Annotated in this window: 24 protein-coding genes and 1 tRNA gene; 9 read left to right on the top strand and 16 right to left on the bottom strand. The window is 34.1% G+C overall.

Features of this window, described 5'->3' with window-relative positions; all coding sequences use genetic code 11:
- Positions 1-16: 16 nt before the first annotated feature.
- The 6 genes from ACFSTE_RS00505 to ACFSTE_RS00480 are packed head-to-tail and all read right to left on the bottom strand — an operon-like array spanning position 17 to position 3,341.
- Positions 17-361 (bottom strand): 5-carboxymethyl-2-hydroxymuconate Delta-isomerase, encoded by a 345-nt coding sequence (locus ACFSTE_RS00505; RefSeq protein WP_378257898.1) that lies wholly within the window; start codon positions 359-361, stop codon positions 17-19.
- Positions 362-386: 25 nt separating this feature from the next.
- Positions 387-1,043 carry a M50 family metallopeptidase gene (locus ACFSTE_RS00500; RefSeq protein WP_378258958.1) on the bottom strand — a complete coding sequence of 219 codons (657 nt, stop codon included), beginning with the start codon at positions 1,041-1,043 and terminating at the stop codon, positions 387-389.
- A gap of 45 nt (positions 1,044-1,088) precedes the next feature.
- A complete protein-coding gene (locus tag ACFSTE_RS00495) occupies positions 1,089-1,433 on the bottom strand; it encodes a HopJ type III effector protein (protein ID WP_176028089.1) in 345 nt (114 codons plus the stop codon).
- Between the two features lie 16 nt (positions 1,434-1,449).
- A complete protein-coding gene (rsmI, locus tag ACFSTE_RS00490; RefSeq protein WP_378257896.1) occupies positions 1,450-2,121 on the bottom strand; it encodes a 16S rRNA (cytidine(1402)-2'-O)-methyltransferase in 672 nt (223 codons plus the stop codon).
- A 3-nt stretch (positions 2,122-2,124) separates the two neighbouring features.
- A complete protein-coding gene (locus tag ACFSTE_RS00485) occupies positions 2,125-2,490 on the bottom strand; it encodes a DoxX family protein (protein ID WP_176028091.1) in 366 nt (121 codons plus the stop codon).
- Positions 2,491-2,498: 8 nt separating this feature from the next.
- On the bottom strand, positions 2,499-3,341 hold the full coding sequence (locus ACFSTE_RS00480; protein WP_378257893.1) for a hypothetical protein: 843 nt from the start codon (positions 3,339-3,341) through the stop codon (positions 2,499-2,501).
- 186 nt (positions 3,342-3,527) lie between these two features.
- On the opposite strand from ACFSTE_RS00480, the gene ACFSTE_RS00475 reads away from it, so the two are divergent.
- From ACFSTE_RS00475 to ACFSTE_RS00440, 8 genes are all read left to right on the top strand, one after another.
- A complete protein-coding gene (locus tag ACFSTE_RS00475; protein ID WP_176028093.1) occupies positions 3,528-4,175 on the top strand; it encodes a thymidine kinase in 648 nt (215 codons plus the stop codon).
- Positions 4,168-5,280 carry an alanine racemase gene (gene alr / locus ACFSTE_RS00470; RefSeq protein ID WP_378257891.1) on the top strand — a complete coding sequence of 371 codons (1,113 nt, stop codon included), beginning with the start codon at positions 4,168-4,170 and terminating at the stop codon, positions 5,278-5,280. The genes ACFSTE_RS00475 and alr overlap by 8 nt, the downstream gene beginning before the upstream one ends.
- A gap of 100 nt (positions 5,281-5,380) precedes the next feature.
- The gene (gene mscL / locus ACFSTE_RS00465; protein WP_176028095.1) at positions 5,381-5,797 is read left to right on the top strand and encodes a large conductance mechanosensitive channel protein MscL; all 417 of its coding nucleotides are present in this window, start codon (positions 5,381-5,383) and stop codon (positions 5,795-5,797) included.
- Between the two features lie 260 nt (positions 5,798-6,057).
- Positions 6,058-7,050: an aspartate-semialdehyde dehydrogenase gene (locus ACFSTE_RS00460; RefSeq protein WP_378257889.1), complete on the top strand. Its 993-nt coding sequence runs from the start codon at positions 6,058-6,060 to the stop codon at positions 7,048-7,050.
- A 158-nt stretch (positions 7,051-7,208) separates the two neighbouring features.
- The gene (locus ACFSTE_RS00455; RefSeq protein WP_378257887.1) at positions 7,209-7,580 is read left to right on the top strand and encodes a DoxX family membrane protein; all 372 of its coding nucleotides are present in this window, start codon (positions 7,209-7,211) and stop codon (positions 7,578-7,580) included.
- 189 nt (positions 7,581-7,769) lie between these two features.
- Complete coding sequence (locus tag ACFSTE_RS00450; RefSeq protein WP_378257885.1) at positions 7,770-9,938, top strand: prolyl oligopeptidase family serine peptidase; 2,169 nt, start codon at positions 7,770-7,772, stop codon at positions 9,936-9,938.
- Positions 9,939-10,035: 97 nt separating this feature from the next.
- On the top strand, positions 10,036-11,010 hold the full coding sequence (locus ACFSTE_RS00445; RefSeq protein WP_378257884.1) for an ABC transporter ATP-binding protein: 975 nt from the start codon (positions 10,036-10,038) through the stop codon (positions 11,008-11,010).
- Positions 11,011-11,553: 543 nt separating this feature from the next.
- Positions 11,554-11,709 carry a hypothetical protein gene (locus ACFSTE_RS00440; RefSeq protein WP_378257880.1) on the top strand — a complete coding sequence of 52 codons (156 nt, stop codon included), beginning with the start codon at positions 11,554-11,556 and terminating at the stop codon, positions 11,707-11,709.
- 65 nt (positions 11,710-11,774) lie between these two features.
- On the opposite strand, the gene ACFSTE_RS00435 is transcribed toward ACFSTE_RS00440, so the two are convergent.
- The 5 genes from ACFSTE_RS00435 to ACFSTE_RS00415 form a co-directional block, all read right to left on the bottom strand.
- Positions 11,775-12,536: a UDP-2,3-diacylglucosamine diphosphatase gene (locus tag ACFSTE_RS00435; protein ID WP_176028101.1), complete on the bottom strand. Its 762-nt coding sequence runs from the start codon at positions 12,534-12,536 to the stop codon at positions 11,775-11,777.
- Between the two features lie 244 nt (positions 12,537-12,780).
- Complete coding sequence (locus ACFSTE_RS00430; protein WP_176028102.1) at positions 12,781-12,918, bottom strand: hypothetical protein; 138 nt, start codon at positions 12,916-12,918, stop codon at positions 12,781-12,783.
- A gap of 344 nt (positions 12,919-13,262) precedes the next feature.
- The gene (locus ACFSTE_RS00425) at positions 13,263-13,715 is read right to left on the bottom strand and encodes a 6-pyruvoyl trahydropterin synthase family protein (RefSeq protein ID WP_176028103.1); all 453 of its coding nucleotides are present in this window, start codon (positions 13,713-13,715) and stop codon (positions 13,263-13,265) included.
- A gap of 137 nt (positions 13,716-13,852) precedes the next feature.
- The gene (locus ACFSTE_RS00420; protein WP_378257877.1) at positions 13,853-14,623 is read right to left on the bottom strand and encodes an enoyl-CoA hydratase/isomerase family protein; all 771 of its coding nucleotides are present in this window, start codon (positions 14,621-14,623) and stop codon (positions 13,853-13,855) included.
- Between the two features lie 31 nt (positions 14,624-14,654).
- Positions 14,655-15,980 carry an MATE family efflux transporter gene (locus tag ACFSTE_RS00415; protein ID WP_176028105.1) on the bottom strand — a complete coding sequence of 442 codons (1,326 nt, stop codon included), beginning with the start codon at positions 15,978-15,980 and terminating at the stop codon, positions 14,655-14,657.
- 211 nt (positions 15,981-16,191) lie between these two features.
- Here ACFSTE_RS00415 and ACFSTE_RS00410 point away from each other — a divergent pair.
- Positions 16,192-16,265 (top strand) — tRNA-Ala (locus tag ACFSTE_RS00410).
- Between the two features lie 111 nt (positions 16,266-16,376).
- Here the strand turns inward: ACFSTE_RS00410 and ACFSTE_RS00405 are convergent.
- The 5 genes from ACFSTE_RS00405 to ACFSTE_RS00385 form a co-directional block, all read right to left on the bottom strand.
- A complete protein-coding gene (locus ACFSTE_RS00405) occupies positions 16,377-16,841 on the bottom strand; it encodes a hypothetical protein (protein WP_378297914.1) in 465 nt (154 codons plus the stop codon).
- A gap of 215 nt (positions 16,842-17,056) precedes the next feature.
- Positions 17,057-17,263, bottom strand: coding sequence for a hypothetical protein (locus ACFSTE_RS00400; protein ID WP_378257871.1), 207 nt, complete (start codon positions 17,261-17,263; stop codon positions 17,057-17,059).
- Positions 17,264-17,996: 733 nt separating this feature from the next.
- On the bottom strand, positions 17,997-18,572 hold the full coding sequence (locus tag ACFSTE_RS00395) for a type 1 periplasmic binding fold superfamily protein (RefSeq protein ID WP_378257870.1): 576 nt from the start codon (positions 18,570-18,572) through the stop codon (positions 17,997-17,999).
- 12 nt (positions 18,573-18,584) lie between these two features.
- A complete protein-coding gene (locus ACFSTE_RS00390) occupies positions 18,585-20,975 on the bottom strand; it encodes a TonB-dependent receptor (protein WP_378257868.1) in 2,391 nt (796 codons plus the stop codon).
- Between the two features lie 64 nt (positions 20,976-21,039).
- On the bottom strand, positions 21,040-21,327 hold the full coding sequence (locus ACFSTE_RS00385; RefSeq protein WP_378257866.1) for a hypothetical protein: 288 nt from the start codon (positions 21,325-21,327) through the stop codon (positions 21,040-21,042).
- Positions 21,328-21,370 lie beyond the last annotated feature (43 nt).

Here is a 21,370-nt window from a genome sequence, read left to right as displayed (position 1 = left end):
TCCAAACCGTTTTTTTTTAAATCATCCCCAAATTGCAATAGGTTGCTTTTTCAAAATCCCTTATATTCATTGCAATAAAAGAAACTTCAGGAAACAATTGTTTTAGTTTTTTGACCACGGCTTTAGAAAGCGCTGCTTTTTGTTCCGTTGATCTTCCTTCCATAATATCCGCAAAAACATGGATAAAATCTGTATTGATTCCTCCAACGGAAAAAGTATCAAAAGGTCGCATTCTTACTTTGATATCATTCGCATCAAATAAACCAGAATCCTTTGTCACCTGATATACTTCTTTCAAAACAGTTTCTTCTTCCTGACTCTTCAATATATTTTTTGAACAATCGATAACAAAATGTGGCATATCTATTCGTTTTTATTCTTTTTATCTATTTTTTTATATAATACCTATAGCTTTTATAGAAAAGAAATACAGTAATAATTATAATCAGAATAGCCCAAAACCAATAAGTTCCAAAAGTATTTTGAGCAATCATTTCGGTGTCTGATATCTGTAGATCCCGGTCTCGTTCGAATTCTTTGGTAAACAAATAGTCTAATTGTAGATATGTACTAAGGACACACTGTATTCCTAAGAACAAAGTAGTAATTACTTCCAGTTTTCTGTTTTTAAGCCAGACAATAACTAATAAAAAAACAATAAAAGCAGTCATTACCACCAATCCCCAAAAAGAACGAATCCAAATGAATACTGACAAGATCATCATGCCGATTAATATTCTCAGCATAATTGCTGCACTTCGTTGTTTTTTTGCCGAAGCAATCAGTACGGCTCCCGATATTGCGGGACCTAACAATCCCCCAGCAGCAGTTAATGCCAATCCTGTTTTATACGGCAGGTAGCTGTCTTCCAGACTGAAATAAGCAACACCTCCTCCACTTTCAAAAATCTCTAAATACTGAAAATCTCCACCAATTAATACCGCAGTCAATCCGTGTCCCATTTCGTGAAACCAGGTTCCTAATAACAGAAACGGGTACTGTATCCAACCAAAGTACGGAAGTTGCCATAATGCATAAGCAATAACGGCCGTCAGTAAAATTATATAATTAGAAGTGTTTTTTATGAATTATTTTTTTTGAAGGGCTTGTTGCTCAAATTTCACACCTTCCCAGCCTGTTTTAATAAAATTCCGAATATTCTGATGATCATCCCCTTCCGGATGTTGTAATACATCATCTCTATAATAAGCTCCAAAACAAGAAAGTGTTTCTTCTTCTGAAAACTCATTCTCTTTTGCAAATGCGAACAATTTACACGATCCAGAATTTTGTCCTTGTTCATTGTGTACACTTCCATTGGTAAAAGCAGTCGGTTCAAATGTATAATAAGCTTCTACTACATCCATCGTTTCCTGAAAAGTAATTTTCTCAGGTGAGGTTTTTAGTTTTTCTATAAATGATGTTAACTCCATCGTTTCTTTTTTATGTTTATTTTTTTCCTTCTACAATAATAACAATCTCTCCCTTTGGCGGCTTATTTTCATAATGCCTAACAACCTCTTCTACAGTTCCCCGAATCGTTTCTTCATACATCTTTGTCAACTCCCGGGAAACTGATACACGACGATCTTCTCCAAAGTACTCCTGAAAATGCGATAATGTCTTAACTAGTTTATGCGGGGATTCGTAGAAAATCATAGTTCTGGTTTCTTCTGCCAATAATTTTAAACGAGTTTGCCTTCCTTTTTTTACAGGCAGGAAGCCTTCAAAGACAAACTTATCATTAGGGAGTCCGCTATTAACTAATGCCGGCACAAAGGCCGTAGCTCCAGGCAAACATTCTACTGGTATATCATGATTAATACAGGCTCTGCTCAATAAAAAACCAGGATCACTAATTGCAGGAGTTCCCGCATCGCTAATTAATGCTATCGTCTCTCCCTTCTGTAGCTTGTTTATAATTGCATCTATTGTTTTATGTTCATTATGCATATGGTGACTCTGCATCGGAGTCACAATTTCGAAATGTTTTAATAATTTTCCACTCGTTCTGGTGTCTTCTGCCAGAATTAAGTCTACTTCTTTTAATATGCGAATTGCCCGAAAGGTCATATCCTCCAGATTTCCTATCGGAGTCGGCACAAGATATAATTTTGACATAATTTATGGTCTAACTTTTTTTCCTGTCACATAGGAAACTACAAAAATAACAAGTGCGTATACTGACAATCCTATAGGATGCGCTGCTTTGTGATGTGCTACACTTGCCAGTACTAAATCCAAGAAGATTCCTGCATACGCCCATTCTTTTAACCACTTTATTTTATTGATTAGAATCACTGCAACACCTGTAATTTTTAAAATCGCCAGAGGGATTACCAAATAATCCGGGTAGTGAAAGCTTCTAAAAAAACCTTCTACCATCTCTGTCTTTCTAAAATACATCTGAGCAGAAAATAACATAATACCACTCAGAAGCAGTGTCGCAATCCAGTAAATGATTTTTAGATATGTACTGTTTTTATGCATGCCATTGTTTAATATTCGTACCTACTGGTAACTATCTCCATAAATCGCTGTTCATATTCTTCTTTCCCTTCCCAATTATTATAATCGGGTTTCACCATATTATCGATAAATTGTCTTGCACCGTTTTTTGTATGTAGTGTATTTAATTGAGATAGTACTCTGTTATAATCTGTAGAACTTCCTTCAAAAAGATGCTTTATAAAAGCCAGTCGATCATTTAACCCTATATGAATTCCCCTTTTTAATTGATCGTTTAATGAGGGTTGTTTGTCTTCATCGGGAGCTACAGCTGCTACTGATTCCAGATCAGGAGTTGTAAATGCCTTGTCATTTTTTTTATAGTCATCCTCTTTTTCTTCCAAAGAAATAACTTCTTCCTGCTTATCTGAAACGGGAACAAAAAGATCTTCTGTAACTCTGGCATTTATTTTCTCAATTACAATCTCTGGTCTCTCGTCTTTTACCTCATTAACGATTTCTTCCTCTTTTTGAGGGAGATCAGGCTTTTCAATAGGAGATACATCTTCCAATTCGAATAATGTTTCTGCCTTCTCCTCTTCTTTTTCTTCTTCTTCTTCGATAGTCAGGATTGGTGTCTGTAGCAGAGGTTTCTCTTCTACAATTTTTTCTTCTGTTATTGTCTGTTCAATGCTTTTTTCAGCCAGTACCTCCCGTATCTGTCCTATGGTTGGTTGTGGACCGGAAAAATGATGCTCTGCAAAGGACAATATGGTCAATTTCTCGTACAATTGTCTTGCTTCTTCCTGAAGCTGAATCAAATCCGACTTTCCTTTTAATTGCAATACCCGATGTGCGATACTTATTAATTCTGCTTCCAATTTCTTTTTCATCCTTGACTATTCATTTTTAACGCCCCTATTTTAATTGATTGTATTCTCACACTCCTCTCTTGTATAATTTGGAAGTGTTTCATAACTTTCTATAGAATACTGCTAATCCTAGTTGATTTTTAATAAATTTACCTCGTCTTTAAAACAAAGAAAGGGATTTCTCTAATTGACGCTGAAAAATACAAAATGTTTCTTGAAAATACAGTAAATCATAAAGAGCAATTTGGGTGGATTGAAGTTATCTGTGGTTCAATGTTCTCTGGTAAGACAGAAGAACTTATCCGCAGGCTAAAACGTGCCCAGTTTGCAAAACAAAAAGTAGAAATTTTCAAACCATCTGTAGATCGCAGATATGATGATGAAATGGTAGTTTCTCATGATGCTAATGAAATTCGTTCTACTCCTGTACCTGCTGCTGCCAATATTCGTATTCTGGCTGATACTTGCGATGTTATCGGTATTGATGAGGCACAATTCTTTGACGATGAAATCATCTCCGTATGTAATGACCTGGCTAATAAAGGAATTCGGGTAATTGTTGCAGGTCTAGATATGGATTTTAAAGGCAATCCCTTTGGTCCTATGCCTGCATTAATGGCTACTGCAGAATATGTAACAAAAGTACATGCTGTATGTACCCGTACCGGAAATCTTGCTCAATATAGCTATCGAAAATCTAAAAAAGATGATTTAGTCGTCCTTGGAGAAACCGAAGAATATGAACCTTTGAGCAGAGCCGCTTATTACAAAGCGATGCTTAAAGACAAGGTGCATGAAATGCCCGTTAACGACCCCAAAATAGTATCCAAAAAAGAAGATAAAACTGATGAGTAACTTCAAAGAGACCGTACTAGAAATTAATCTAGCTCATCTTTCTCATAATTTTAAGTATTTAAAAAGTAAATTACACCCCGAAGTCAAATTCCTTTCTGTAGTGAAAGCTTCTGGATATGGTAGTGATGTTGTTCCATTGGCTAAACACCTGGAGAAACTCGGTACGGATTATTTTGCTGTAGCATATGTATCAGAAGGAATTGTCCTGAGAAATGCAGGGATAACCACTCCTATCTTGGTATTACACCCGCAACCTGTAAATTTTGCTGCCTGTATAGAATACCGATTAGAACCCAATATCTATAGCAAAAGAATCCTTGAGTGCTTTACCGAAGCTGCGCACTCACATAATGTACAGGAATATCCAATTCATATAAAATTCAACACCGGGCTTAATCGCCTTGGATTTATTGCTGATGACATAGCGTATATCGTACAACAACTGAACACTCATAAGGTTCTTTCTGTACAATCTATTTTATCTCATTTAGCAGCTAGTGAAGATCATAAAGAACGGGATTTCACTCGACAACAAATTGAGGTATTCAAAAAAATAACTGCTACCTTTTCTGCTACACTTGGGTATACTCCTATCGTACACCAATGCAATACATCTGGTATTCTAAATTATCCTGATGCTCATTTCTCAATGGTCAGATCAGGAATTGGTTTATATGGATACGGAAATGATACCACTTATGACGTCAATCTCAAACCTGTAGCCACACTCAAATCGGTTATCTCTCAAATACATGAATTAGCTCCCGGAGAAACACTTGGTTATAACAGAGCTTTTAAAGCCACAAAAAAAACAATTACTGCAACCATTCCTATTGGGCATGCAGATGGTATCAGCAGACAATATGGTATGAGAAAAGGATTTGTTCTGGTGCATGGAAAACGTGCCTATATTACCGGAAATGTGTGTATGGATATGCTAATGATTGATATTACCGACATCCCCTGTAAAGAAGGAGATGAGGTGATTTTTTTTGATGCACATACCGGAGCCAATAATATGGCTGAGCATGCTGGCACTATTTCTTACGAGCTACTTACCGCAATTGCACCACGGGTAAAACGTAAAGTCATCGATGAAATTTGATTTTCATCGATTTGAAAACCCCTTTTTTTAATTTTTAATGATTTTAAGCCCATCTTTTTTCTGTATATTAGAGCTTCACTAACTTCTAAAATTAAAAAAAATGGGATTTTTTAAAGATTTTAAATCTTTCTTATTGAAAGGTGATATCGTAAATCTTGCCACTGCTGTAGTTATTGGAGGAGCCTTTAATAAAATTGTAGGTTCAGCTGTAGCAGATGTGATCATGCCAATTGTAGGAGTTCTTTCCGGAGGAACGGACTTTACACAAAAATTCATAGCACTGGATGGTAATGATTATGAAAATCTGGCTGCCGCTAAAGAAGCAGGCGCTGCAATTATCACTTATGGAAATCTGATCCAGGCAATTATTAACTTTATTATTGTAGGTCTTTTTATTTTTCTTGTCTTAAAAGCATATGAAAAATCTAAAAAGAAAGAAGAGGAAGCACCAGCTGCTCCTGCAGGACCTACACAAGAAGAATTATTGACAGAAATCAGAGATTTGCTTAAAAAATAATAAGTTCTTTTTGTAACAAGAAATACATTATAGCTACCGCTATACTATATATTCTAACCATTAAACCGCTCTTTTATCAGAGCGGTTCTTTTTTACAGCTTGTTATATATATAACAGATTATATAAATTTTGATATTTTACGAAGAATCACTTGGATAATTAGAAATATTCCAGACATTTGTATGGAAATCAATGACAATAACCTTTAGGGATTCAGAAACCAACAATGAATTCCTTTGAAATTTATAAAATAATATATTATGAGAGTAGCTGTAGTAGGAGCCACTGGCTTAGTCGGAACAGTAATGCTAGAAGTCCTAGCAGAGAGAAACTTTCCTATAACAGAATTGATTCCTGTCGCTTCAGAGAGATCAGTAGGAAAAAAACTTTCTTACAAAGGGACAGAGTATAGTGTTGTAGGTCTTGAAACAGCAGTAGAAATGAAACCGGACTTAGCGTTATTTTCTGCCGGAGGAAGCACTTCTTTAGAATGGGCTCCAAAATTCGCAGAAGCAGGAACAACAGTTGTAGATAATTCTTCTGCATGGAGAATGGATCCTACTAAAAAACTTGTAGTTCCGGAGATCAATGCTACTTCCCTAACAAAAGAAGACAAAATTATCGCCAACCCAAATTGCTCAACAATTCAGATGGTTCTCGCACTTGGTCCACTACACGAGCAATATAAAATCAAACGTGTTATTGTTTCTACATATCAATCTATTACAGGAACTGGAGTAAAAGCGGTTCAACAATTAGAAAACGAATATATTGGAGAAAAAGGAGAAATGGCATATCCATATCCTATCCATAGAAATGCCATTCCACATTGCGATGTTTTTGAAGCAAACGGATATACCAAAGAAGAAATGAAATTGGTTAATGAAACGCAGAAAATCCTTGATGATCGAACTATTGCCGTTACTGCTACTGCTATTAGAATTCCTGTAGTTGGAGGTCATAGTGAAAGTGTTAACCTAGAATTCGAAAAAGAATACACAGAAACAGATGTTAGAAAAATTCTAAGTGACACCTCGGGGGTAACGGTTCAAGACAACCCGGATACCAATACCTACCCTATGCCTATTTATGCAGAAGGGAAGAATGACGTTTTTGTAGGAAGAATACGAAGAGATCATTCCAGAGAGAATGCATTAAACATGTGGATTGTAGCTGACAACCTAAGAAAAGGAGCTGCTACAAATGCTGTACAGATCGGAGAATATCTGGTACAGGAAAAACTAATCGGATAACTCCTTATCCTTTTTTAGAAAAAATAATTTACTATTATATTGACCTCTTCCTATTTGAAAACAGGAAGAGGTTTTCTTTTTTTACGAACATTCTTCCTTGTAAGGTTTTTATGTTTATACACTCTAATACAGTATATTAATCATAAAATCACAATGTAATGAATATCAAAATAACTTTAGGTTTAAGAATTTTATTAGGAATATTACTCCTTGTATTCGGTAGTAATAAATTCATTGGGTTTCTTCCCAATTTTGAATTTGCTAACCCAGAAGCAGGAGTTTTTTTTGGAGCATTAGCCAATAGTTATGTATTAAAAACAGTAGCACTAACAGAGATCATCGCTGGAATTTTATTACTGATCAATAAATCTGTTCCTTTTGCGCTACTTCTTATAGTCCCTATCTCTATTAATATTGTTTTATTTCATATCACACTAGACCCTGCTAATATTACACCAGCTATTGTTGTGTTTGCTCTTAATGCTTATTTAATTTACAGAAAATGGGACCATTACAAAGGGTTGTTCTAATACAATCCTCATAAAAACCTGATAGCTCTCATTTGATGAAAATAACGGTTACTAAACCCCAAAGTAACATGATAAGAAGCTCATTTTCTTATTAATTCATTAAAGAGAGCTTTCTTTTTTTATAATTATTTTATGAAATCATCTTCCTACTTTTAATAGATTTGTGTCAAACGAAAAACAAATTTTCTTATGAAAAAAGCTGTTTTCGCATTATCTATCGTTACTCTCATGATAGGATGCAAAAATGAAACAAAACAAGAAACTGCTAAAATTCAACGTACATTGAACTATCCCGAAACTAAAAAAGCAGATACAGTAGACACATACTTCGGTGTAGCGGTAAAAGACCCCTACAGATGGCTAGAAGATGATCGAAGCAAAGAAACAGAAGACTGGGTAAAGTCACAAAACAAGGTAACCTTCTCTTATTTAGACAGTATCCCTTTTAAAAACGAATTAAAAGATCGTTTGTCTTCTTTATGGAATTATGAAAAAGTAAGTGCACCTTTCAAAGAAGGAGAATACACGTATTTCTATAAAAATGACGGCTTACAAAATCAAAGTGTTTTATACCGTTTCAAAAAAGAAGGGGATGAACCGGAAGTCTTCTTAGATCCTAATAAATTTAGTGAAGATGGAACTACTTCTCTCGGGGGGCTTAGTTTTTCTAAAAATGGAAAAATATTAGCTTATTCTATCTCTGAAGGAGGAAGTGACTGGAGAAAAGTAATTATCAAAAATGTAGAAACCAAAGAAATAATAGAAGACACTCTTATCGATATTAAGTTTTCAGGGCTTTCATGGAAAGGAAATGAAGGATTTTACTATTCCAGTTATGACAAACCTAAAGGAAGTGAGCTTTCTGCCAAGACCGATCAGCATAAACTTTACTACCATAAATTGGGGACTGCTCAAAAAGATGACGAGTTAATTTACGGAGGAACTCCAGAAGAAAAACACCGATATGTAGGTGGAAATGTAACAGATGATGATCGCTATCTAATTATTTACGCTAAAGTTTCTACTTCTGGAAACAAACTATTCTTAAAAGATCTATCTAAAAAAGACAGCAAGCTAATTACGATCTTAGATCATACTGACAGTGACAGTTTTGTTATTGAAAATGATAAATCAAAATTATTTATCGTTACTAACCTTGACGCTCCTAACAAAAAAATCGTCACTACTGATGCCAGCAAGCCTACTCCTGATACCTGGAAAGATTTTATTCCTGAAACAGAAAATGTATTATCCTCAAGTACTGGTGGAGGATACTTCTTTGCTGAATATATGGTTGATGCTGTCTCCAAAGTACAACAATACGACTACAACGGAAAGTTAGTTCGGGAGATCAAACTTCCTGGAATAGGAAGTGCCGGTGGTTTTGGAGCTAAAAAAGAAGAAAAAGAATTGTACTATTCTTTTACTAACTATGTAACCCCAGGAAGCATCTATAAATACACTATTGAAGATGGGACTTCTGAACTTTATAAAAAACCTAAGATAGATTTCGCTTCTGATAACTACGAAAGTAAGCAGGTTTTTTATACTTCTAAAGACGGGACAAAGGTTCCGATGATTATCACCCATAAAAAAGGACTAGAGCTAAATGGTAAAAACCCGACAATATTATATGGGTATGGTGGATTTAACGTCAGTCTGACTCCTTCTTTTAGTATTGCTAATGCAGTATGGATGGAGCAAGGAGGTATATACGCTGTACCAAACCTCAGAGGAGGAGGAGAGTACGGAAAAAAATGGCATGATGCAGGGACTAAGAAGCAAAAACAAAATGTATTTGATGATTTCATTGCTGCTGCTGAATACCTGATTAACAATAAATACACCTCAAGTGATTACTTAGCAATCCGAGGAGGTTCTAATGGAGGATTATTAGTAGGGGCGACTATGACACAGCGCCCAGATCTAATGAAAGTAGCACTTCCTGCCGTAGGAGTTCTAGATATGTTGCGTTATCACACATTCACTGCCGGAGCAGGATGGGCATATGATTATGGTACTGCTGAGGACAACAAGGAGATGTTTGAATACTTAAAAAAATATTCTCCAGTGCATAATGTAAAAGAAGGAGTAGAATATCCTGCTACACTGGTTACGACAGGGGATCATGATGACAGAGTTGTTCCTGCACACTCTTTTAAGTTTGCTGCAGAACTACAAGACAAGCAAACAGGAAGCAACCCAACCTTGATCAGAATCGAAACCAATGCAGGGCACGGAGCAGGAACTCCGGTTTCTAAAACTATCGAGCAATATGCCGATATCTTTGGTTTTACACTATACAACATGGGGTATAATGTACTTCCAGAAAAAGTTACTAAAGAAGTAAAAGGGTAAACACCTTAACTTTATCATAAAAAATCCGCTTATTAAAAAAGCGGATTTTTTTTACCCTTATTTTTCAAAAAAAAAGACAAGTTCAATATCTTTGAATATGCTAAAAGTCCAGAATATTTCTTTCGCGTATCAAACGGCTCCTGTTATCAAGAATGTTAGTTTTACCATCAACAAAGGACAACATATTGCTTTGGTTGGGGCAAGTGGATGTGGGAAGAGTACTCTACTCAAAATTATTTATGGCCTTCTTCAGGTTGCTGAGGGAAGGTTATACTGGGACGATAATGAAATTTTAGGCCCTAACTATCATCTGGTTCCGGGAGAGGAATATATGAAATATCTCTCACAGGGATTTGAACTAACTGCATATCGAACAGTATCAGAAAACATCGGACAATACCTCTCAAATTTTGAACCTGAATTAAAAAAAGGACGTGTTAAAGAATTATTAGAAATTGTAGAATTAGAGGAATTTGCAGCAACAAAAGTAGAAAACTTAAGCGGAGGACAAAAACAACGTGTCGCATTGGCTAGAGCCTTAGCTAAAAAACCTGAATTATTATTACTGGATGAGCCTTTTGGGAATATCGACAATTTCAGAAGAAGCTCTCTGCGCAGAAACCTATTTAATTATCTGAAAAGAAATAAAATTACCAGTATTACAGCCACCCATGATAAAACAGATATTCTTTCTTTTACAGATGAGACTATTGTAATACAAAAAGGAGAGGTCATCGCTCATAAAAACACAATTGAACTATACCGACATCCAAAAAATCTATACATAGCATCACTTTTTGGAGAGATTAACAACATTGTAATTTCTGACCTTATCACTTCAGCTGATCATTCATCTGCATTAGTATACCCCCACGAAATAACAATAGTTTCTAAATCCTCTATTAGTGTTCTGGTGAGAAAATCTTATTTCAAAGGCAATCACTTCCTTATAGAATCTGTATTAAATGGCACTTCTATTTTATTTATAGAGCACCATACCTTTCTTCCTCCTGGAGAAAAAATATACATTACAATCCCTGAGGATCTTCTTTTATCCAGAGCAGCTACTTAAACTCCTCATTTCTTTTTTAAAACAATTCAAAAGTGTATTCCCTCGACAATCTCTTGCACTGTTGTATTCCCGTAATATTAATTAATACAATACTTTTATATATTTCTTTAACTAGTTAAAGATTTTTCTGACTATTTATTAAGAATTTTACTTTCCAATTCTGAAAAAACAGAAAAAAATTAAAATTATTTATACGACTCTCTAAATTAAAATCACGTAATAATGAAAGTAACTCTTAAAACCATTCTTTCTATTATTTGTAATATTTTACGTTTTGAATTTCATAAAAAGAAAACAAAACTCAATTACACATATAGTGAAAGTTTCTTATCTATATTCGTCAGCGCTTCCTTTGCCAAAAAAACAGCGCTACTTATATGTACTTCTTTTTCACTTAATTAAAAGAACTTATACCCCATAACAAGTTACTATTTTATATAATGTTTATCTAATAATGCATTAGGGAACATTAGAATACGTGTATACTCCTAAATAAACTTACTTCCTAAAAAGAGTATTAATCACTTATTTAATATACACAAAATGAAATACTATAAAAAAAGAACCAGAGTATTAAAAAACCACAAAAGATACGATGATGAAATAACGATAAAACTATTTCCTGCACAGGGAAGAGAAGTCTCTCCTGAAGAGACCAGAAAATTTATAAAAAGAGATAAATATTACAGAAGCATATAATATCCCATATAATTTTTTTAACACAACTCACTCCCCCTTTTATATAGAGATATGGTAAGAGGGGGTTATTCTTTTTCGAAGGTCTTTAAGATCATTTCTTTCCCATCAAAAACTCCATAGGTATAATAATGGATCCAATCCCCTAGATTTGTATATTTTGAAGTTTCGTTCAGTGCTATTTCCATAGGCAAATGCCGGTGACCAAATACAAAATGATCCCTGTGTTTTGTTTCTAGCTTTCGTTTGCAATACTGTACTAACCACTCGTTTTCTTCTCCCAAAAATACGACATCTTCATCTCCTGATATCAATTTATTTTTTACAGATAAATATTGTCCCAAACGAACTCCAATATCCGGATGAAGCCACCTAAAAAGCCATTTGGAAAACGAGTTTGTAAAAACTTTTTTCATTCTTTTATACCCGAGATCTCCTGGGCCTAAACCATCTCCATGTCCTACTAAAAATGTACTATTGTTAAACGTGAATTCCTTAGGGGAATGATATACTGGAATATTTAATTCTTGTTCGAAATAATCGTCCATCCAAAGGTCGTGATTTCCTACAAAGAAGTATACAGGAATTCCTGCGTCTGTTATTTCGGCTAATTTCCCTAAAGTTCTTGTGAATCCCTTAGGTACTACCGTTTTATATTCAAACCAAAAATCGAATAAGTCTCCCAGTAAAAAAATAGCTGCAGCATCTTCCTTTACCTGGTCTAACCATCTGACAAATTTCTGTTCTCTTGGAAAACTTTTCTTATTGGTCGGAGCCCCTAAGTGGTTATCACTAGCGAAATAAACTTTTTTCCCTTCAGGAAGATTCATAGTACCTATTTATTGGGGTAAAGATATAAATAATTCTAAGGTTAATCTCACTATTGGCAGTATATTCCCTTCTTCATAAAAGTGTTTTCAGAAAAAAACAAAACATCTCTTTTTGAACTAAACAAAAATCCAAATACAAGTATGTATTTGTTCGACATGAATATTTTGCTTAATTAGAAAAAAGAGATGCTTCTCGTCGTGTGTAATAAAATGTAAGTACTACAAGTGGTCTGTACTTTTTTGGTTATTCTTCTTTAAAAGAAAATGAGTCGTAGTTCTTGTTTACTTTTATTCCTTGTGCAGAAAAAAGCTTAACTACTGTTTCTTCATAAGAATACAATTCTTCATTTAGCAATGTTAATTTCTCATCGTAATTTTCCATGGTTAGTGATTTGTGTTATACATAAGTCGCTACAAAACAAATCTAAGCTGTAAAAGAAAAGATACAAAACCGTACTAACACTATTTTTATATGAGAGGATAAGAAATCATTATCATTTTTTTAGGGGGTATTCATATTATCAAACGTCATAGTAATGGGTTACAACACATAATCCACTACTTATCAGTTGTTTAGAATCATTTTAATTAGTTTTATTTTATCTTTTTTTTATAAAAAAATAACATAAAAGCCCGAAAACAGTACAAAAACCACACTTTTTTAACATTAAAAAGTCATCTTTATACCTATCACTATAACATTTCTTTAGCAACTATATAGAGAATCTATACATTATCACTGGCAAACCACTCTGCATAAGAGGTTTCTGTTTCCTTAAGTTTCAATGAATGTAATGAAATTCCTTTTGGCAATCTGGTCTTTATTTTTTTTGCAAAATCAATTACCATATTTTCACTGGTAGGTTGATAATCTACTAAAATTACATTATGACCACGAGTTTTTAGTTCATTTGCTAATTCTAAATGCGGCGTATTTTTATTAAAAACAGTCGCATGATCAAAAACATCTTCAATTTCTTCCTTTACTATTTTCTTTAAATCTCCAAAGTCAATTACCATTCCCAGTTTTGTATGTGTTTTATCTGTAATTGGGCTCCCAATCACAGTAACACTTAATTTATAACTGTGTCCATGTACATTTTTACATTTTCCGTCATACCCATACAGTGCATGACCTGTCTCAAAAGAAAATTGTTTGGTAATTCGAATCTTACTCATATATTATTCCTAACTACTTTTTTGCAAAGTTAATGAAGATTATCTTCTCTTTTTACGATTTACTATGTAAATCACAACTAGTGCAATTCCTAAGATTAAAAACAGTCCGTTACCTCCTAAAAAATTCAATATTTCCATCAATTCTTTTTAAATTTTTGCAATGCATTTTTAGTGAATGCTGACAATACCAATTCTCCTGAAATTGCTGCTCTTTCTACTAATAAATCATCCCATTCCTCTGTTCCTTTCCAAAGGATTTTTTTTATTTCTTTTATACTCGCCGGGTTATAATTTGCCATTTTTTCTGTAAACAATTCTAACTCCTTATCTAATTCGCTTATATTTTCAAAAACTCTTGCATACAACCCTTGTTCTTTTGCCCAGTACGCATTTTTCCACTGAGTAGGGTCCAACGCTAATTCTCCAAATGCTGTTGTTCCAATTTTTCTGGAAACTGCCGGTTCAATTACAAAAGGACCAATACCAATCGCCAGTTCACTCAGTTTAATAGATGCTGCTTCTGTTGCCAATGAATAATCACATGCAGCCACAAGTCCTACTCCTCCTCCTACAACTTTTCCTTGTACTCTTCCTATAATGAGCTTAGAGCATTTTCGCATAGCATTTAACACCTTAGCGAAGCCTGAGAAAAAAACAGTTCCTTCTTCTATATTTTTTATGGCTAATAACTCATCAAATGACGCCCCGGCACAAAATGCTTTTTCTCCTTCGGATTTCAGCACAATTACAGAGACTTCTTCGTTTACTGACAGTTCGTTTATCGCACGCTCTAATCGATCTAATAAAACTGAAGGAAAAGAATTACTGCTTGGGTGTCCAAATTCTATATGCGCGATCTTTCCTTCTATTTTTGTATATAAACTACCGTCTTTTCTGTTGGTTGCCATAATCTATTAGGTTTTGTTAAAAGTACTCTTTTTATGCAAGAGGAAGAAACTTCTTCCGGAATTTAATAACTAAGGCTATTGCTCTGAATAACACCCAAACAATAAATGCGATCCAAACACCATAAAGCTTAAAATCTAAACGATCACATATATATAATGTTGGCAAAAAAGCAAAAAAAGTAGCTCCAAATAATACATTTCTCAGATATTTCATTTCACCAAGCCCTTTGAACATACCATCAAAAACAAAAGCGATCCCTCCAATTGGTTGTGTAATTAATACAATAAAAAAGATACTGTTGAAAATCAACAAAACATCTTCTTCACTAATAAATAATTCCCCTATTTTACTATAGAAAAGCCCTCCTAAAATCGCGAGAAAAATACTTACTCCTACCCCGTATAGCGTAACTTTCTTACTTAAGGCTACTAAAGAAGCATATTGTTTTGCTCCTAAAAGTTTTCCACTCAAAATATTCCCTGCAGCTCCATACCCATCAATAAAAAATGCTGTAAACAACCAGATATTCATAGAAATTGTAAACGCGGCTATATATTCATCTCCGTAGCTAGTAGCTCTGGCATTTGCAAAATAAATTGCTGTATTTAATGCTATGGATCTCACAAAAAGATTCAAACTCATAGAAATCAGTCGTTTCAATTCTTTGTTTAATGGGAAACGCAATCGCAGACTCACATCTGTTTTAAACAACAGAAAAAAGAATGCCATAACAGCCATCAGAATCTGAGATATAAGACTTGCCCATGCTGCTCCTCTTAATAACATTGGCTCAAGAATACCATCTATTCCATATACAAGAATAAAATCCAGCACAATATTAGTGACTGCTCCAGTAATAGCAATTACCATAGGCCAAAAGGTATTTTGAAGTCCTCTGAAGATTCCAAAAATAGCAAATGTAAAAAGGGTTAAAGGAAACCCCCACACCCGAATATTATAATACGTTACACTGTATTCCAACACTAAACCAGTAGCATTATATAGCTCGAAAATCTCTTCTACAAAAAACACAGTAGATAGCAATACGATCAAGCTCAAACTCACATTAAAAAAGATCGCCTGAGCAGGAAGGGTTTCTACTTCTTTAATTTTTCCAGCTCCCAAATACTGAGAAATAATTGCAGATATGGCACTTCTTGTTTGCCCTAAAACCCAAATCAAAGCTGATAAAAAAGATCCCACAATACCAACTGCAGCCAAAGACTCTTTTCCATGAACCGGAATATTCCCTACAATTGCCGTATCTGTTATTGATAATAAAGGTTCTGCAATACCAGCTATAATAGCAGGAATTGCTAATTGATTTATTTTCCGGAAACTAATTTCTGTATTCACGAGCAAACACTTAAATATGTAAGGGTATTAATGTTTTTTCTTTGTATTGTATATAGCAGCACAAAATAACAACTTTATTTTCTTTCCTTACAAACAGTTTTGATAGACTTTCTTTATATTATGGAAGAAGTAAAAAATACATTGGGACGAATTCTATTCGGGCTCTTTCTTTTTTCTAAATTAAAAAAATAGTATTTTTGATGCTTATTCTGGGGCATTAGCTCAGCTGGCTAGAGCGCTACGCTGGCAGCGTAGAGGTCATCGGTTCGACTCCGATATGCTCCACTTAAAAACCCTCTTCTATTTAGGATATAGAAGAGGGTTGTTTATTTGGCATTTTACTAGCTATATAGCATCCTTTTATAACAAGGAAAAAATTAACTACCTGTTTGTCCTTTATTTTATTTCATTTAATCTAACAAATTCATTTTTTTCTGGAACCCCATAAATTAACATATGATCTTCGTTTATTTCTGCAACTGGAAACATCCATTGTTTGTTATTTTCTTTCCAATAATAAACAACAAAATAAGTTTTGTCTATTTTTTCTAACCTGTAGCGTTGACAGCTTTCTTTTCCTCTAATTTTTTCAACTTCACTCGAACACACTAACCCACTTAACTTTATTTCATTAGATGGTCTAGTAAATGAGGAAGAATAAAAATGATGAAATCGCTTTTTTCTGAATTTCGCCACAGAATAATTAATTTGTGTTGGTATTAGTTTTTTATACCTCCACGTTACCATTTTATTTTCTGATTTTTCTTCATCAAAAACTGTGTAATAAAACTCCAGTGTTAAACTATCCTTCACAAGGTAATTATAACGTATTTCCTTTTTTCCTATTCCTTGTTTAATCATCCGATTAACCGTATCCACTCTTATTGTATGTTCACTATATAAGCTATCAAAACTATACGTTTTCAATTTCTTTCTGTAAGATGAATCATTGAACACACCGGTATTGCGTATGTATCATCATCTACAATGAGCACCCATTTCCCTATAAACGACTGACTATAAATCTGAAAAAAACAAAAAAAGGAAGCTACAAGGAAAATACTTTTTTTCATAAATCACCTAGTATAAAACTCATCCAAAAACAAACCATTATAAAATGTAAAATCTCCTAAAGCTATCCACTCTTTGCTAATATTCGAGATGGTTTTAAATAGTAGATTCTCTGGAAATTCATCAATACTTAACTCTTCTTTCAAAAAACATGAAATATCATCTATAATAGGTGAATACATTTCTTTTTCAAGATCAACATTCCTAAACATTTTAGGCGCTTTTCGTTTTAAAATAGAATTTCATAAAAGTAATTTTGTTTTGAACGAAATTACTATTTAAGTACTTTAGAAAAGCTCAATAATAACCTTTTTTGCTGCAACTATAGAATTTTCCAATTCACACCTTTCAATTATAGATTGAATAAAAAAGACTTTAAATACTTATAAGATAAAAAGAGGTCAAAAAAGAAGAACATATAATTTTAATTATCGAAACGGAGATTCCTATTTTGTAGGTATATAAAAAAACAACCCTCAGGTTAACTACTCCTGAGGGTCTGAATTGAAACTTAATTATATTTAACACAAACTCAACTTATATATAATTATGAACGTTTCAACTTTGCTATATCTTTGTTTTTCCTTTTTTCTAAATATGCCCCAAATATAAGAGCTATTATTCTATTATCTATCTATCTCCTATAGAAATTTTAACATTTAACACCACTATAACATTAAATAAACAAAAAAAATATAAAATACTAAAGAACAATCCTTTAAAGCTCTTAAAAAAGACTAAATATTGCCTTTTTGTTCTTATAGTACGGTTATAACTCATATATATAACGCCCCTCCCTTAATGCATTGTATAACCTATATTCGAAAACACTAATATACAAAAATCGTGCCAATATTCGTGTTTTTTTAATTTCACACAAATATATAGCACGACTTTTTAAATTCTTATGACAATAGTCAGTAATAAAAAACTATCTTTTTTGTATTATTCTACTACTTTGATACTAAAAGCTTGCGCTATATCAGTTTCTCCACCTGCGTCTGTAACTGTCCCATTGTTAGGCTTTTTTGGCTCATGTTTTAATGTAGCCGTAAATGTTCCTTCTGCGGCTGCAGTTGTCTTAACTACAAATTTTAATCCTACAGGATCTTCTCCTCCGTTAGTAATATAATCTGATTCTTTATCATTATAAGTTACCGTTATTCCTAACTTGTCCTCAACTTCGTAAAAGAATTGATGTGCATCTGCTTCTTCTTCGATTTCTTCATTAATATTTCCTGCAGGAGTTTCTGTCTCATTTAGCAGAACTACTGTACCAGCATATTCTGTATTTGCTTTAAGATCTCCAGATACTGTTATTACCGGCTCCTTAGGTCCGTCTCCTCCATCTTCATCTTTTACTTGCAGCGTAACAGTCTCTGGACCATTTTGCAATGTTATTGTCATGGTAGTAATTACTTCTTCTTCATTAATTGGCGCTGGACTGTCATCATCATTAGAGCAAGATGTTAGTAAAATTGATCCAATTGCCATTGCTGATAAAAATTTACGTGTGTTCATTTTGATAAATATTTAATAATTGATAATAAGGCGCAACAGGAAATTTCGTCCTAAATCGTCCGAAAAGTACCGTTGCCGATTCATGTAATTTCTATAATTCGTATTAAGGACATTATTAACTGTAAGTCCCATTTTTAATAAATTGTGTTCTCCTAAAGGAAATTCCATTTCCATATCGGCCTGTAATAGGTGATATGCAGGAGGAGGGGTGTTAATTTCTAATTCGACATTTTCATTTTGCCTCAAAGAATAGACCTCTATATTTGCCGGATATTCATTCTGTTCGAAAAAATATTGACTTTCTAAAGAAGCTTTAAACCCTTTCCACTTTTTATTTTGGTAAATAATTGCATTATTAATATTTGGTACCGGCATATTAATCAGAGGAACATCATTTTTTGTTTCTTTTCCTTTTACTAAAGAAAAATTATGTGTTGTCTGCCAGTTCTGATGCCAATTGGCATACATCTTAGCATCTACCCCTAATAGCCTGGCGTCTGCCTGTCTATACCCCCATACCGGGAAAGCTCCCCTAATCGTAAGCTCTACTCCTTCTGGCTCCAGTAGTATATAATTATTAATATAGTTCGCATAAGGAGCAATTTCCCATCCCCAATTTTTATAATCTCTTTCTATCGACAAAGAAAATTTATGTGCCATTTCCTGATCCATTCTCAAATCTCCCAGTTCTATTCTTGCTGCCGAGTGATGTAATCCATCACTAAACAACTCTGATGGGTTAGGAGCTCGTTGCCCTAACGCATAATTAAATCGTAACTCATATGCATCTTTATAGGTGTATTGCACCCCAACTGTTGCAGAAATACTATGATAATCAAAAACCGGATTTGTTAGAATCTGTGTTCCAAAGTCTTCTAAAACAATATCTGAGAAATCACGATCATATCCACGTTCTTCCCATCTGCTTTTTAAATAAAACTTCTTGGCATCTATCCTATTAAAATCATATCGAACCCCGGCATCAATGATCGCTTCACTACTAATATCGTATTCTCCTGTAAAAAATATTCCTGCATCGTATTTTTCATAGTCCGGGATTAACCTTCTTACCTGTGTAGAAGGGTCTGCAAAGTTTTCCTGATACCTCAATAATACCCCTGCATTCCATGAGTAATCATATTTTGCATCGTATTTAAAATCAGAAGTAATTGTATGAGTTGTCAATTCCAGATCAATACTCGGTATTTCATCAAGATCGTCAGAGCGTCGAATATCAAATTCCATACGATGATTTTTTTGAAAATCATATTGCATGGTCCACTTTCCTAATTCTTCGTACCGTTTAAAAAATCGCAACCTCCCCAAATGATGTGTTACATCTTGTTTTGGGTTTTTTATATCATAGGTAAAATCTCTTATTATAGATGGTTCTCTGCTATTAATCGCATCAATAAGATCGTCTACATTTCCAATATGTGAACTGGCCAGCACCCCAATTTCATTATTATAAAATGAATAAAAAGCATCCCATCCATAAGAAAATTTATTCATTCCTATCGACAGAGAGCCTCCTTTTTCAAAAACGCCTGTATTTGATAGTATATAGTCTGGAGCTTCGACATCTCCAAATCTTTTTAGAGTTCCCTGCGCCTTAATAAAAAATCCACTTTCATAACCTTTTATCATCTTAGTAGATAACGAACCTCCTCTTCCATTAGTTGCACCGGTAACAATTGTTTTTCCATATAATGTATCTTTTGAAGCTACTTTTTCCGGTTCTACGATAATGACACCTCCTATTGCATCTCCTCCATATTGAAGTGCAGAAGCTCCTTTTACCACTGTTATTTTACCTGCTGTATTAACATCCACATTGGGAGCATGTTCATCTCCCCATTCCATATCCTGCATTCGCACGCCGTTATTCATCAGCAATACTCTACTTCCATTAAGTCCTTGTATTACGGGCTTAACAATTGTAGATCCTGTATTTAAAGAAGAAACCCCTGTAATCTTTCGCAAGGCGTCTCCTAAAGCTCCACTACTATTTTCTTCGAGAACTGAAGAACCAAGCGTTTCCTCCTGTGACGAATTTGTTTTCTTTTTTTCTCCTGTTATTTCTACTTCATCTAATTCATTAAGGTGGTGTTCCAAATAAAAAGTATGTGAAGCTATTTCCGAAACATCCAGTGTCACCACCTTTGTTTCACATTTTTCATGAGATACAGTAAAAGCATAAGAAACTTCGCATAGTCCTTCTATCGTATACTGCCCCGTTTCATCCGTTTGAATTGAGCGATCATTAAATCGTATTATTGCTCCTTTTAAGGCTTCCCCATCGTGAAAGTCAATTACATATCCGGTAATTGATTTATTACAATCCTGAGCTATTAATTGCCCAATCCCTAAAAGAAACACAAGTATCCAAGTGTATCTTTTCATTATAAAATAATAAGTATCAGTGTGTTTTATAAAAAACACCAAGAAAAATAAATGCTCTAAATGATTACGCTACAGGCGGCGCTTTATTGTGTAGTTTACTGAATGTAATTGTTTTAACAGTAGTATTTAACGATATATATACTGCTGACTCTGCAGGAATATCCATTGTTTCTGGTACAGATACTTCTTCTGCTAAAACAAAAAAATCATTATGATTTTGCCCGGAAACATATTCACATACCATACAATCCGAATCATCACTCGCATGATCCAAGACGTGTAATTCCCCAAGTTGCATCGCTCCGAACAGCAATAACAATAGGGGGGTTATGATATGTTTATGTACATTCATGGTGGCAAATAAACAAAAAAAATATTAGTTTTTTAACTATTTA

The sequence above is a fragment of the Aquimarina hainanensis genome, assembly GCF_042684685.1.
Lineage (GTDB): Bacteria > Bacteroidota > Bacteroidia > Flavobacteriales > Flavobacteriaceae > Aquimarina > Aquimarina hainanensis.
Note: the sequence above shows the minus strand (reverse complement) of the source record. Positions and strands in the feature narration are given on the sequence as shown.